This is a genomic window from Holophagales bacterium (assembly GCA_016719485.1).
In the GTDB taxonomy this organism is placed as follows: domain Bacteria; phylum Acidobacteriota; class Thermoanaerobaculia; order UBA5066; family UBA5066; genus UBA5066.
Window position 1 is genome coordinate 429625 of record JADJZB010000002.1, and the last position, 13157, is coordinate 442781.

Consider the following 13157-nt stretch of genomic DNA (forward strand, 5'->3'; position numbering starts at 1 on the left):
GTCCGCTGCCAGCGTGGGAGCGCTTCCTCGGGGGACGCGGCTCGGCTGTGGAGCGTCCTCCGTTCGCGCGGCGTGGAAATCCTCCCATCCGTTTTGAAAATCGTTCCCGGCCCGGTGCCACGATCGTTCCCGCCGACGTCGAAGGGGCGGGCCGCCGCCGATCCGAGGCAACGAGCGACGTTGGCACGCAACGTGCGCCGCAACCCGGAGGCACGGTGCGGACGAGCCCGTGCCTTGCACGGGATTCGAGGCTGCATCGGAAAGGCGGAAGGCGTGGACTCGATGCCGCGACCACACCGGAGGAAACACGGAGAAGCGACTGGCGGCCCAGCCATCCCGTGGCGAAGCCCGCCTCGGACCACCCTCGACACAGCGAGATGCGCATGACACCGAAACCCAGGGACCTGAAGCGACACGCCCCCGCCAGGAGGGCCTCGATCGAGCACGTCCTCGTCGAGAACGAGAAGATCAAGGCGTCCGTCGAGAAGGCTGCCAGCGACCTCACGCTGGTCAACGACGCTCTGAAACAGGACGTGATTCCTCCCCACGTCATGCGGCAGGCCCTCACCCGGAACGAAGATGCCGAGCGTGGGGTTTCGAAGGCCGCAGACGATCTGAAGCTGGTCAACGTCACGCTCGCCCATGAGATGGCCGAGCGCGTCGTCATCGAATCCGAGCTCGCCAGCGTGAGGACCGACCTGGCCGAGACGCGCTACGAGCTCCTGAACGCCGAAGCGAGAGGGAAAGCAGCGCAGGAAGCAGCGCTGAGCGACACGCTCACCGGCCTCCCGAATCGTGCGTCCTTCGAGCAGGGTCTCGAACACGGTTTGATCCAGGCGACACGGCACGGCTGGAGACTCGCCGTCCTCTTCATCGACATCGACGATTTCAAGACCATCAACGACACCCATGGTCACGGCCTGGGAGACCGGGTGCTGGTGACGATGGCGGCGCGTCTCAGGTCGTTCTTTCGCGATGAAGACATCATCTGTCGCTGGGGAGGCGACGAATTCGTGTGTCTCCTGATGGAGGTCCAGCAGGATGACGCCGTGGTTCGCCTCGCGAAGCACTTGTGCGAGCGGATCTCCGAGGCCTGCACCTTCGACGAAGTGACCCTGGTCATGGAGCTCAGCATCGGCATCGCCGTGTTTCCACAAGGCGGCGCGACCGCTGACGTACTCATCAGGAACGCCGATATCGCTATGTACGAAGCCAAGAGAACGGAGACGAGGGTCGTGCTGTTCCGGGAGACTGGTGAGCGACCAGCGGGCTAGCCCGGATCGATCGGGAAGCCCCGAGGGACGGGCTTCGACGGGGGCGCGACATCGTGGCCCGGGCGACGGCATTCCCGGAAGCCCTCCGGGCCTGCGACTCGCAATGACGTCGCCGAGACCACGGGATCAACCTTTCCAGGGAATCGTCAGGAAGCTCGAGGGTTCTCCGTCAATCGTGTCGTGGGAACCGGGAGCTCTCGGATGAGCGACTGTCGCGGGCAGAGGGCTTCCAGGGCCTTTGTCGCCAGAACGGATGAAGGCCGGCTGGCCCTAACCGAATACGAGTTCTTGCAGAGATCGAGGAGGAGCCGCAGATGTTAAAGACGAAGGGCCTGAGTCTTCTGGCCACAGCGGGAATCGCCGTGCTTCTTGGCGGAGGCTCGCCGGCGGCGGCCCAGACCGCGCCGCCGTTGGGAGTCGTTCAGCAGTTTTCGGTCCTGGGCAACTCGGGAGTGACCGGCTCCACCGGCACGGGCACCGTGGTCACGGGAGATGTCGGTTCCTATCCGACCCCCACGATTACGAACTTCCCGCCGTCGAGCGTGGCCCCTCCCTTCACCCTGCACACCACGAGCAACGCGACCGTGCAGCAGGCTCACTCCGACGCCATCGCCGCCTACAACTTCCTGGCGCTTCAGGGACCCGGCACGGTGCTCCCCGCCCAGCTGAACGGACAGGCGCTGACCTCGGGCATCTACTCCTTCACGGGAGGAGCGGCGGACCTGGCGAACAACGGAACCCTCACTCTCAACGGTGGAGGGGTCTTCATCTTCCAGGTGGATACCTCGCTCACCGCCAACACCGGCTCCAACATCGTCGGTACGGCAGACCCCTGCAACGTGTACTGGAGGGTGGGCACCTCCGCGAGCCTCCTCGGCACCAGCTTTCGTGGAAACGTCTTCGCGGATGCCAGCATCACCATCGGCTCCGGCGCCAACGTGACGGGACGAGCCATTGCAGGAACCGGGGCGACGGGGGCGGTGACGATGTCGGGCTCCGGGGGCAACTCGATCAGCGGCTGCGCCCGGCTCGCCTGTCCGCCTCTGACGATCCTTCCGGCCACCCTTCCCAACCCGGTCGTGGGCACTCTCTATAGCCAACCGATCACCGCCAGCGGCAGCACCCCCGACACGTACGTCTATACCGTAACGGCTGGCGCGCTGCCCCCGGGCCTCGGGCTCGATTCGGTCCTCGCGGTCAAGACCGTCAATCTGACCGGCACGCCGACCACCCCCGGCTCCTACTCCTTCACCATCACGGCCACCGACGCGAACGGCTGCGAGGTGAGCCAGGCCTACTCGGTCGTGGTCGCTCCGGCCGGCTGCCCGACGGTCACCGTCCTCCCCGCCACGCTCCCCAACCCGGTCCTCGGCGTTCTCTATGCCCAGACGATCTCGGCGACAGGCGGCGCCTCGCCCTACGTCTACAGCGTGTCGGCCGGTGCCCTTCCGCCGGGCCTCCTGCTCAGCCCGCTCACGGCGACCCCGACGGCCAGCCTGTCGGGCACCCCGACGGCGACCGGTTCGTTCAACTTCACGATCACGGCGGTCGACGCGAACGGCTGCCCCGGAACCCGGGACTACACGGTCTTCGTCGACCGCGCCACGGGCGTACCGACGCTCTCCACCTGGGGCCTGCTCATCCTGATGGCGCTCACGGGGCTGGTCTCGACCTGGTACCTGAGGAGAGCCGCCTGACCTGACCCGACGACACGACCCCGCTTCCGTCGAAGCCCTGCCCGCCAACTCCGGCCGGCAGGGCTTCTCTCCTTCGAGGTCGCCCGGAAACAGAAACGCGGCGGCGGGGTCCCGATCCGGGAATCCCCGCCGCCGCACGAGCCCGCGTCCCGGGCCCTTTCTGTTCCTATCCGGTGTCTAGAGTTTCCCGGTGCCGACCGTGAGCTCGTTGTTCACGTCCTTGACGCCCTTGGTGCCGCGCGCGATGCGCTCGGCGTCGCTCTTGATCGTCGACGAGCTGACCCGCCCGATGAGGGTCACGACCGACTGCGAGGAGCTCACGTCGATGTCCCCGGCCTTGATCTCGGAGTTTGCGATGAGCTTCGACTTGACCTGCGAGCTGATCATGACGTCGTCGGTCCAGCTGCCGACCGTCCTCTCGCCGACCGTCAGGTCGTTCACGACGCCGTTCACGTCCGCCGTGCGCCAGGAGATCCGTCCGGCCTCGCGCCGCGCCTCTTCCGTGTCCACGACGCCGGTCAGGTAGACGACGCCCTCCCGTGTCTGGACTTCCACCTGGCGCCCTTTCACCTTCTCGCTGTTGCTGAGCGTCTTCTCGACGGCAGACGTGATGGCCGAGTCCGCCTGCCGCGTGTCCTTGGTCGTCATCGAGGAGGCGCACCCCACGGTCATCGCGATCGAGGCCGCGGCGAGGAGGCCGGGTACGAGGAATCTGAGATGGGATTTCGTCATTGTGGTCATTCCTTTCGAGCGGCCCCCGGGGCCGCGGGTTCGTGCGCCATGGGGAACTCCGGCGCGGATTCGGGCGCGGCTACTTCTTCGTGTTGACGAAGAGCAGAACCCCGCCGGCCACTACTGCTGCGATGCCGGCCCAGACCGGCACGTTGACGGTTTCCTTGTCCTTGATCGAGAACGAGAGCGGGCCGAGCTCGGCCTTGTGGGTCTTCTTCGTGTACGTGAAGCCTCCGTAGACGAGCGCGAGCGCGCCCGCCACGAGAAGGATGATCGCGACACCCTTGATTCCGTTCATTCACATTCCTCCTTTCGGATCTGCCTCGCGCGTGCCGGGCCCGCGCCCGGTTCCGCCGCGAGGGCGTGTTCTCGCTTTCTGCAAACCCGCCCGGCGCGTCGGTCCAAAGGACGACCGGACACCGCGCAGGAGCGACCGCCCGATCCCCGTGGCGACCAGCACGCCGCCGATGACGATCGCCGCGGCGACGAAGGGGTGCCTCGCGATCTGCCGACGGAGATCGAATGCGTTCCGGGCCCGGGTCCTGGCGTCCAGGACGTCCCATCCGATGGCGGTCCTGAGGCCGTCGCCTCGCCGGGCCATCCGATCGAGCTCTTCGGCCCGGCTGCCGGGCCGCTTCGTCACTTCAGGAGGGTTCTGATCCATCGCAGATCCTCCCTGAGCGCCTCGAGGGTCTTCTTGAGGAACGGCGCGCTCACCCAAGAGCGCGCGGCCAGCAGGAGGGCCGCCCCCGCGATCAGGGCGGCGGCCGAGACGACGAGCGCGGCCAGCCATCCGGCGAGCACCGTCGCGAGGGCCAGGAAGCCCGAGACCACGAGAAACTGAAGACCGAAAACGACCAGCAGCATCGCCCCGGCGACTAAGGCGATGCGGCGGAAGCGGACTTCGAGGTCCTGCGCCAGCTCCGTGCGCGCCATGAGGAACCGGGTCGCGGCGAGGTCCGTCCCACGCTCGGCGAGCCTGTCCAGAAGCTCTGCCAGCGGTACCTCTCTCGGCAGATCGGAACCCGATCGCGTCTCACTCACCACCTTTGAAGCGCAAGAGGGGTGCCAGCGCGGGGGACCCGCTCCATCCCACGCCTCGCGCCGGGATCCCGATCCGCCGCGCCACGACCTCGAGCGGGGGAAGCGGGCGAGGATGTAGTCCTTTCAACGCAGCCGGAACGGTCTGCAAAACGCGACGAGCCCCCGTGCGGCCCCTCTCATCGTGGCATCCCGATTGCGCAGGGCTCGGCACGGGCGGCCGTGCTCGCCGGCCGCAAAGAGGAAGGAGACCCTCATGACGACCACTCTGATGGAAGTTCGACCCAAGCTCCTCACCGCGTCGACGCTCAAGGGAAACGCCGTCAAGAACCTCGCCGGCGAGAGTCTCGGCACCATCGAGGAGTTCATGATCGAGCTCGAGACCGGGCGGATCGGCTACTGCGTCCTCTCGTTCGGAGGGGTGCTCGGGATCGGCGACAAGCTGTTCGCCATTCCCTACAAGGCGATGACTCTCGACACCGTCACTCACACGTTCACCCTCGACATCTCGAAGGAGCGCCTCGAGAGCGCGCCCGGCTTCGACAAGGGCGCCTGGCCCGACATGACCGACCGGGCCTGGGGGGAGAGGATCTACGGCTTCTACGACGTCCAGCCCTACTGGATGTGAGGAACCGGCAAGAGGCGGCGCATGCGCCACCTCTTGCCCTTCCTGCCCTCTCAGTGGCACTGGCGGGGGCGGAAGAGAAGAACGCGATCCCGGGTCTGGCTCGCGATCCGAGCGACCTGGAACTCCCGGAACTCGGGGCTCGGATCGGTCGATGCGTCGTGAACGGGACACCGGATGCCGGCGACCCTCACGACGTCGCCTGCGCCGAGCGGCATCGCGACGCCCGCGGCCGACACCCATGCGGAGCCCTCGCCGACGACGACACGCGTGTCATCTGCCCTGCCGACCTCGATCCGGTATTCCCCGGCACGCTCGACCGTCAGCGAGGCGTTCGGGGTGTCGACCCCGAACGACTCCTCGGGCAGGAGCCGCCCGACCAGGAACGAGGCCTCCCCGCCCCAGACGTAGAAGCGCTTGACCTCGTGCGTGAGCTCGACCGCCTCGAGCCCCGCCCCGGCCTCCAGGTGGATCTCGAGACCCGCGGAGTGGAGCCCGAGCCGCGCCCCTCTTCCGGCGTAGAGACGATCGCCGGTCGCCACCGACAGGCCGAGGGACGCCGGTCGCCAACCGTCCGGGTCGCCGCCGCGGTCGTAGGAGGCGCCCCCGGAGACGCCCGCGACCCTGAGGACGACCCGGCCCGTCCCGACGCCCGGGCGCGGCCGGGTCTCTCCCCGTGGCGCGATCGCGACCGTTCCGAAGGTCGACTCGTGGGTGCGGCCCAGATCCCCTGCGCTGCTCATGTCTTCAGCCCACCCTTCGCCCCTGGAGAATCCGCATCGGCACGTGACCGCTGCGTTGCGTCGCGCGCTCGGACCGGGTACCGCAATCCCGCTGCCAGCGCCGCGGAGGGCCCGGGATCAGCGCGCAGCCATCCGTCGAAGAGCCAGCTTCCAGACTTCGACGACGACGAGGATCGTGAGGCCGGATCCGAAGGCGATGAGCAGGTCCCGCGCGCCGAGGGGGGCGGTCTTGAAGACCTTCTGGAGGAACGGCACGTAGACGACCGCCACCTGGAGGCCGATCGTCGATACGAACGCGCCGACCATCAGCGGGTTCGTGAAGAGCCCGAGGCGGAAGAGCGAGGTCCGCTCGGACCGGACCTCCAGCGCCAGGATCACCTGCGAAAAGATCAGGGTCGTGAAGAGGAGCGTCTGCCAGGCCGGGTCGCCGCTGCGGAACGCCCAGAGGCCGATGCCGAGCGAGATCAGGCTCATCACGACGCCCATCACGGCGACGAACGCCACGAGGCCGCGACCGAAGATGCTCTCCTCCGACGAGGTGGGAGGCCGCTTCATGATGCTCTTCTCGGCCGGTTCCACGCCCAGCGCCAGGGCCGGCAGCCCGTCGGTTACGAGGTTCATCCAGAGGATCTGGAGCGGCAGGAGCGGCAGAGGCATGCCGAGGAGAGGCCCCAGGAGCATCACAGCGATCTCGCTGGCGTTGCAGCTCAGGAGGTACTTGATGAACTTCCGGATGTTGTCGTAGATCTTCCGGCCTTCCTCCACGGCCGCCACGATCGTGGCGAAATTGTCGTCGAGGAGGACCATCTCGGCCGCGTCCCTGGCGACGTCGGTTCCCGTGATCCCCATCGCCACTCCGATGTCGGCCTTTCGGAGCGCGGGCGCGTCGTTGACGCCGTCGCCCGTCATGGCGACGACCAGGCCCTGCTCCTGGAGGCTCGAGACGAGCCGGATCTTGTGCTCGGGCGCGACGCGGGCGAAGACGGAGACACGGTGGACGCTCTCGCGCAGCTCTTCGTCCTGCAGCCCGTCGAGGTCCTGCCCGGTCAGGAACTCATCGCTCTCGGTGATCCCGACCTGCCTGGCGATGTGGCCGGCCGTCAGCGGATGGTCGCCGGTGATCATGACCGTGCGGATGCCCGCCTCCCGGCAGCGGGCCACCGCCTCGGTGACCTCGGGCCGGGCCGGGTCGAGCAGTCCGAAGAGCCCGACGAGGATGAGGTCGGTCTCGAGGCCGGACAGCTCCGGACCGGTCGGGACGTGATCGACCGGGCGAACGGCCACACCCAGGATGCGCATTCCCTTCGCCGCGAGGTCGTCGTGCGCCTTCATCACGCCGCGACGCCGGTCGTCGTCGAGCGGCACGAGCGCGCCGTCCACCCAGACGGACCGCGTCACCTCGAGCAGCCCGTCGACGGCGCCCTTCGTGACGGCGAGGAAGTCGGGCGTCGCGACGTCCTGGCTGCGCCGCGCCCAGAGCGGCCCGAGGACGGCGGGCACCTGGGCATCCGCCACGGGCATCCGGTGAACCGTCGTCATCCGCTTGCGGACGGAGTCGAATGGAAGCTCGGCCACCCTGGGCAGGGCCCCGTCGAGGTCGTCCTTCCTCGCGCCGTACTCCGCGGCCGCCAGGACGAGCGCGCTCTCGGTCGGGTCGCCCACGGCGTGGAAGCCCGCGGCGGGATCCCCGTCCGGCGCGAGGACGGCGTCGTTGCACAGCGCGCCCCCGACGAGGAGGAGGTCGAGAGCCGAGACGTGCGCGCCCGCCTCCTCGGCCGAGCCGGCACGCTTCAGGGTGAGATGCCCGCCGTCCTCCCTCTGGACGAGGTCGATCCGCCGGTTGGCGATGTCGATCGCCGTGACCGTCATCCGGTTCTGGGTCAGGGTGCCGGTCTTGTCCGAGCAGATGACGCTCACGGAGCCGAGGGTCTCCACGGCCGGGAGCTTTCGGATCAGCGCCTTGCGCCGGAGCATGCGCTGCGCCCCGAGGGAGAGGGCGATGGTGACGACCGCGGTCATCGCTTCCGGAATGGCCGCGACGGCGAGGCTGACGGCGGTGAGGAGAACCTGCAAGACCTCCTCCCGCGTCCCGGCCGTCCGGATGCCGAGGAGGAAGACGACCGCGACGAGGACGCCCGCCGCGATGGCCAGCCCCCGGCCCAGGCGATCGAGCCTCTTCTGGAGCGGGGTCTTCTCCTTCACCACGGACTGGATCAGGCCGGCGATCTTCCCCAGCTGGGTGGCCATTCCGGTCGCCGTCACGACGGCTTCACCGCGTCCATAGGTGACGACGGTCCCCGCGTAGACCATGTTGCGGCGCTCGGCGAGCGGCTTCTCGGACGTGAAGACGAGCGCGCCGTCCTTCTCCACCGCCTCGGACTCGCCCGTGAGCGCCGACTCCTGCGCCCGCAGGTTGACGCTGGACAGGACGCGCGCGTCGGCCGGCACGACGTTCCCCGTCTCCAGGAGAACGACGTCGCCCGGCACCAGCTCGCGCGAAGAGATCTCCAGCACCCGCCCCTCGCGCCGCACCTTCACCGTGGGAACCGACATCCGCGCGAGCGCGGCCATCGACCGCTCGGCGCGGTGTTCCTGGGTGTAGCCCAGGACCGCGTTGAGGACCACGATGACGAGGATGACCACGGCCTCGATCCAGTCTCCGAGCACCGCCGAGAGGGCCGCGGCGGCGAGGAGAATGAAGGTCATGACGTTGAAGAGCTGCTCGCGCAGGATGGCGAGCCGGCTGCGACCGGCCCGCTCGGTCAGCTCGTTTGGTCCGTGCTCTTCCAGGCGTTCTGCCGCCTCGGCAGCGCCGAGGCCCGCGACGCCGTCACTCGCATGACGCTTCAGCACGTCCTCGGCACTCCGGCGCGAGGCGTCGGGCGAAGGCTCTTCGGACGCCGCAACCCCCGGCGGCACGGAATCGTTCCGCCGGGGGTCCGGGGCTTCCAGGGCAGAGCCCATCGGCGTCAGGCCATCAGTCGTTCTTCTTCACCTTTTCGCCGTCGTGATCAGACCGGCGTCGGGGTGGGTGAGGGCCTCGCCTGGCGCTTACTCGGTTGGACCTGATTCTGTTCGTTCTTCTGCGGTTCGTTCTTCTGGGGCTCGGTCCTCTGCGGCTGGGCCCTCCGCGGCTCCGTCTTTTGCGGTTCGGCTTTCTGCGGCTCGGCTTTCTGCGGCTCGGCCTTCTGCGGCTCGGCCCTGTCGGACCGTGCAGGGGCCGGCTGCGAATCGGTCCACTCGCGCCGGGTCTCCGTCGCGGGCGGCCTCGCCGCCGCTGGCGTCGGAGGAGGAGCGGGCCGATCGACGGCCCTTTCCGGCGGCCGCATCGGCGTAGCGGCACGCATCGGCGGCGCTTCCCTCGTCAGCTCGGGCTCGGGCGCCGGCGCACGATCTCGCGTCGGAGGCGCACCCTGACCGTTGCCACGACGCGGCGCCGCGGTCGGGGGCGCGGGCTGCGGCTGGGTTTCCGGCCGGGGCTCCCACACCCGCGGCTGAGGGGTCTCGTCGCGTCCGAGCGGCGAACGCTCGGGCGTCGCCGGGACCCGGGTCGAGGAGGGCGGCAGCGGCTGCGGCTGGCGCGAAGCCTTCACGTCGCCGCGGGGGGCCAGCTGGACTTCCGCGCGGGCGGCCGGCCGGACCGGCTGGCTGCGCGTCTCTCCACGGTTCTGTTCGACCGAGAGGCGGCGCGAGACGTCGGCGGGGACGGGCTCGCCTCCCCTTTCCCGGATGACTTCGAGCTTGCGGTCGAAGGACGGCGGCGCCGGCGGCGGGGCCGTCCGGGTGACGACCTCACGCTGGGCGATCCTCTGCGGCGGCTGGATCGAGGCACGCCCCTGGACGGAGACCGCGCTGACGCGGATCGACTCGCGGGTCGGGATGACCGGGATCGGGCCGCGTACGAGGGGTGCCCTCGAGACGTCGCGCAGGACTCTCGCGTCGCTCACGAAGGCCCGGTCGACCCTTCCGCTCGCGACGAAGACGTCGCGGGAGACGACGGTCACCCGGTTGCGGTAGGCGTAGTTGAATCCCGCCACGTTGACGTTCGAACGCGAGCGGTGCCACCACGGGTCGAACGGCTCGCGCGGACCGAGAGGGAACCAGCCGACGAACCCGCCGATCGAGATGGAGAAGGACACGCCTCCCCCGCCTCCGCCGACGAAGCCGACGACGGCCGGCGAGTACCCGGGGTACTGGTTGCCAGGGCCGACCGGAACCCAGCCCCAGCGGCCCCGGACGACGGCCCAACGGCCGTAGTGGTAGGGCGCCCAGCCCCAGGGCTCCGAGGAAAGCCACGTCCAGCCCCACGGGTCACGCCAGATCCAGCGTCCGGCCCGGTACGGCTCCCAGCCGGCGGCCATTCCCCTCGGGTACCAGACGGAACCGTACTGGGCGTGGTTCTCCCAGGAGCCATACGCATCGAGATCGTTGATGCCGTAGATGTCGGGGTGGACGTACGACACCGAGCCGACCGAGCGATACCGCCGGGCGCGCTGCTCTACCCAGCGATCCCAGCTGTCCGTGCGGCCGATGCGGACGAGGTCGTAGTCGGGACGGTCGATGCCCCAGACGCGGATCTGGTCGCCGCGGTCCAGGTCGATCTGGCCCCCGGCGGCGGCTGCCCAGGCCCGGCCCTGGAAGACCGAGACGCGGCTGTTGCCGTCTTCGTCGACCTGGACGCGGTAGCTGCCGGGCCGCTCGAAGGTCACCGATACGTTCGGAGTGGCCACCTCGAAGATCTCGTCCCGATCGAGGCGGTTGATCCGGATGGACGCCGTCCCGAGGCTGAGGGAAAGCTGGCGGACGTCTCGCGCCAGGTCGAGCGCCGCCAGCTCGGTCTGGGCCGCGAGGTAGACCGTCGCGCCGCGCAGCTGGAGCTCCATCCGCCCGTTCCGCCCGGTCCAGATCCGGTCGCCGAGCGTCATCGGGTAGTTGACGGTGGCGGGCTGCCAGTCGTCCGGCGCATCGCCGCGATTGAACGACACTTCACCCTCGAAGTACGACACGCGGGCCACGGACTGGCGGATTCCGTCGTCGTACTGGTCGTCGTCACGTTGGGCCGCCGCGGGTGGGAACGTGAGAAGGACGGCCGCAAGTACGAGCAGGGTTCGGAGACCAGGTCGGAGTTTCATATTCCCTCCATCGCGAGCCCCCTTGCGAGGGTCGTGCCGTCCCATTGAGAGGCCGGTACGCCGCCCGGACCATCCGCGGGACGCGGAGATCCCTGGCTGGCGCCCTGTACTCCTTTCAACGGGAATTGAACTCGTTTCCACTTTCGCCATTCTCCCCCCGCTCTCACCCGGCAGCTCCCCGCGAAATCGCCCTCCGTCGCCGCCGGGGAGGTGGCACTCGGCTTGCGCTTCCTTCCGGGCAGAACTGGTCCGGCTGCGGCGGGCCTCCGTCCCTGCCTCACGACTTCATCGGCTGACGGAGAGAAGGACATTCCATGTGGACAATCGCCGTCATTCTCCTCGTTCTCTGGGCTCTGGGGATGGTCTCGTCCTACACCGTGGGCGGTCTCATCCACATCCTGCTGGTCGTCGCCATCATCGTGGTGCTCATCCGCGTCATCCAGGGCCGACGGGTCCTCTGAGGACGCCGGACGGGCGGCTTCCACGAGCCGCCCGTCACGAGATTCGGCGCTTTGGGCTATGAGACGCGGCCTGCGGGCTGCCGGGTGGGCGGTGGCCGGTCTCCTTGCCTTGCCGCTCCTGCCCGTCCTCGCGACGAACGTCCTCCTCAGGACCAGCCTCCTCCGGAGACTGATCAATGCGGATCCGGACGCGCTCACCGTCGACTATCGAGGGGCGTCCTCCTGGCTGCCGGGACACCTCGCGTTCGAATCGATCGCTCTGCGCAGCAGAGACCAAAACGTCGAGTTCGAAGCCGCTCTCGGGGACGTGAGGCTGCGCGTGTCGCTCGCAGACCTCGTGAAGCGCCGGTTTCACACGACGCGCCTGCGGGCCGGCACGCTCCGGTTCCGGCTGCGCGAGCGGCTGACGCGCCAGGAGGCCACGGCCGTGCGCCTCGCGCGGTACCCGCGCATCGAAGGATTCGCCGATCCGCCCCTCGTGCCGGCGTCGCCCTCCGTGCCGGCGACCGGGCCTGTGCCGTGGCGGCTCGTCATCGACGACCTGGCGGTCGCGAGAGTCGAGGAGATCTGGATCGATTCGTGGAAGTGGAACGGCAACGGAAGAGTCGCGGGATCCTTCGAGCTGCTGCCGGGCCGGGAAGCGCGGGTCGGTCCCGCCCGCCTGGGCGTCGACTCGGGTGCGCTGCGGCGTGGCGATGCGCAGGTGGCGAACCGGACGCGTGGAGAGGTCTGGTGCGAGCTGCCGCGGTTCGACTCCGAGACCCATCCGGGGAACGAGGTCTGGAAGATCCTGTCCGGTGGCTCGGACCTGCGGGCCGACCTCGCCGGCCTCGAGTTCCTTTCGCCGGACTCTGGCGGCGCCGACGTGTCGGGAGGCAGGGGATGGATTCTCGCGCGGGTCGCGCTGAAGCACGGTGCGGGCGGGATTCGCGTCTCGGCCACGGCGCGCGACGCCACGCTCCGGACCCCCAATCGGACGTTCAAGGCAACGGCCAGGCTCGACCTCCTCGTCCCGAGGGTCGACTTCCCGCGGGGCGAAGCGTCTCTCGCCGGGACGAAGGTCGCCTTCTCCGACGTAACGGTCAAGGGCGCGCCGGGCCGTCCCTGGTCCGCGACGTTCTCCGCTCCGAAGGCGCGCCTTCGCCTCGGGGACGGCTCGCTCGACGCCGGCCTCGCCGGCAGCCTCCTCGACGCCCGGCCGATCGTCGCGTTGATGCCCTCCGGCCTGCCCAGGTGGATCGCGAAGGTCCTCGACCTGGAGAACCTCGTGGTGTCCGGCCACGTGGCGGCCGGACCGTCACGCCTCGCCCTGACGTCACTGGAGCTCTCCGCGGGCGACTTCTCGCTGGCGGGTGACTACCGCTCCAGCCCCGGCCGGGAGCACGGGAAGTTCCGCGCCACGAAGGGCGGGTTCTCGATCGATTTCACCGTCCCGAGCGGAGGCTGAAACCG

At 69.1% G+C, this 13157-nt stretch carries 12 protein-coding genes; 5 read left to right on the plus strand and 7 right to left on the minus strand.

Going from position 1 to position 13157, the window contains the following annotated elements; genetic code table 11:
- The first annotated feature begins 383 nt into the window (after positions 1-383).
- Positions 384-1274 carry a GGDEF domain-containing protein gene (locus IPN03_01975; GenBank protein ID MBK9372523.1) on the plus strand — a complete coding sequence of 297 codons (891 nt, stop codon included), beginning with the start codon at positions 384-386 and terminating at the stop codon, positions 1272-1274.
- A gap of 314 nt (positions 1275-1588) precedes the next feature.
- Positions 1589-2971: an IPTL-CTERM sorting domain-containing protein gene (locus tag IPN03_01980; GenBank protein ID MBK9372524.1), complete on the plus strand. Its 1383-nt coding sequence runs from the start codon at positions 1589-1591 to the stop codon at positions 2969-2971.
- Positions 2972-3148: 177 nt separating this feature from the next.
- Here IPN03_01980 and IPN03_01985 read toward each other — a convergent pair whose 3' ends face one another.
- From IPN03_01985 to IPN03_02000, 4 genes are all read right to left on the minus strand, one after another.
- A complete protein-coding gene (locus IPN03_01985; GenBank protein ID MBK9372525.1) occupies positions 3149-3703 on the minus strand; it encodes a BON domain-containing protein in 555 nt (184 codons plus the stop codon).
- A gap of 79 nt (positions 3704-3782) precedes the next feature.
- On the minus strand, positions 3783-4001 hold the full coding sequence (locus tag IPN03_01990) for a hypothetical protein (GenBank protein MBK9372526.1): 219 nt from the start codon (positions 3999-4001) through the stop codon (positions 3783-3785).
- Positions 4002-4367 carry a hypothetical protein gene (locus tag IPN03_01995; GenBank protein MBK9372527.1) on the minus strand — a complete coding sequence of 122 codons (366 nt, stop codon included), beginning with the start codon at positions 4365-4367 and terminating at the stop codon, positions 4002-4004. It abuts the gene before it with no gap.
- On the minus strand, positions 4343-4747 hold the full coding sequence (locus IPN03_02000; GenBank protein ID MBK9372528.1) for a phage holin family protein: 405 nt from the start codon (positions 4745-4747) through the stop codon (positions 4343-4345). Before IPN03_02000 ends, IPN03_01995 begins: the two co-directional genes overlap by 25 nt.
- A 268-nt stretch (positions 4748-5015) precedes the next feature.
- Between IPN03_02000 and IPN03_02005 the strand changes: the two genes are divergently transcribed.
- Complete coding sequence (locus IPN03_02005; GenBank protein MBK9372529.1) at positions 5016-5372, plus strand: PRC-barrel domain-containing protein; 357 nt, start codon at positions 5016-5018, stop codon at positions 5370-5372.
- Positions 5373-5422: 50 nt separating this feature from the next.
- Here the strand turns inward: IPN03_02005 and IPN03_02010 are convergent, their stop codons facing one another.
- From IPN03_02010 to IPN03_02020, 3 genes are all read right to left on the minus strand, one after another.
- Positions 5423-6112 (minus strand): hypothetical protein, encoded by a 690-nt coding sequence (locus tag IPN03_02010; protein MBK9372530.1) that lies wholly within the window; start codon positions 6110-6112, stop codon positions 5423-5425.
- A gap of 117 nt (positions 6113-6229) precedes the next feature.
- A complete protein-coding gene (locus IPN03_02015; GenBank protein MBK9372531.1) occupies positions 6230-9076 on the minus strand; it encodes a cation-translocating P-type ATPase in 2847 nt (948 codons plus the stop codon).
- A 47-nt stretch (positions 9077-9123) separates the two neighbouring features.
- Complete coding sequence (locus tag IPN03_02020) at positions 9124-11244, minus strand: FecR domain-containing protein (protein MBK9372532.1); 2121 nt, start codon at positions 11242-11244, stop codon at positions 9124-9126.
- A 314-nt stretch (positions 11245-11558) separates the two neighbouring features.
- On the opposite strand from IPN03_02020, the gene IPN03_02025 reads away from it, so the two are divergent.
- Entirely contained in the window at positions 11559-11705 is a 147-nt protein-coding gene (locus IPN03_02025) for a lmo0937 family membrane protein (GenBank protein MBK9372533.1), read from the plus strand.
- Between the two features lie 58 nt (positions 11706-11763).
- Positions 11764-13152, plus strand: coding sequence for a hypothetical protein (locus tag IPN03_02030; GenBank protein MBK9372534.1), 1389 nt, complete (start codon positions 11764-11766; stop codon positions 13150-13152).
- Positions 13153-13157 lie beyond the last annotated feature (5 nt).

What these genes read in the sequence shown, in the direction of transcription:
- IPN03_02030 (MBK9372534.1), top strand. Translation starts at nt 11,764, where the DNA reads ATGAGACGCGGCCTGCGGGCTGCCGGGTGGGCGGTGGCCGGTCTCCTT.
- IPN03_02020 (MBK9372532.1), bottom strand. Translation starts at nt 11,244, where the DNA reads ATGAAACTCCGACCTGGTCTCCGAACCCTGCTCGTACTTGCGGCCGTC.
- IPN03_01980 (MBK9372524.1), top strand. Translation starts at nt 1,589, where the DNA reads ATGTTAAAGACGAAGGGCCTGAGTCTTCTGGCCACAGCGGGAATCGCC.
- IPN03_02005 (MBK9372529.1), top strand. Translation starts at nt 5,016, where the DNA reads ATGGAAGTTCGACCCAAGCTCCTCACCGCGTCGACGCTCAAGGGAAAC.
- IPN03_02010 (MBK9372530.1), bottom strand. Translation starts at nt 6,112, where the DNA reads ATGAGCAGCGCAGGGGATCTGGGCCGCACCCACGAGTCGACCTTCGGA.
- IPN03_02015 (MBK9372531.1), bottom strand. Translation starts at nt 9,076, where the DNA reads ATGGGCTCTGCCCTGGAAGCCCCGGACCCCCGGCGGAACGATTCCGTG.
- IPN03_01975 (MBK9372523.1), top strand. Translation starts at nt 384, where the DNA reads ATGACACCGAAACCCAGGGACCTGAAGCGACACGCCCCCGCCAGGAGG.
- IPN03_01985 (MBK9372525.1), bottom strand. Translation starts at nt 3,703, where the DNA reads ATGACGAAATCCCATCTCAGATTCCTCGTACCCGGCCTCCTCGCCGCG.
- IPN03_02025 (MBK9372533.1), top strand. Translation starts at nt 11,559, where the DNA reads ATGTGGACAATCGCCGTCATTCTCCTCGTTCTCTGGGCTCTGGGGATG.
- IPN03_01995 (MBK9372527.1), bottom strand. Translation starts at nt 4,367, where the DNA reads ATGGATCAGAACCCTCCTGAAGTGACGAAGCGGCCCGGCAGCCGGGCC.
- IPN03_01990 (MBK9372526.1), bottom strand. Translation starts at nt 4,001, where the DNA reads ATGAACGGAATCAAGGGTGTCGCGATCATCCTTCTCGTGGCGGGCGCG.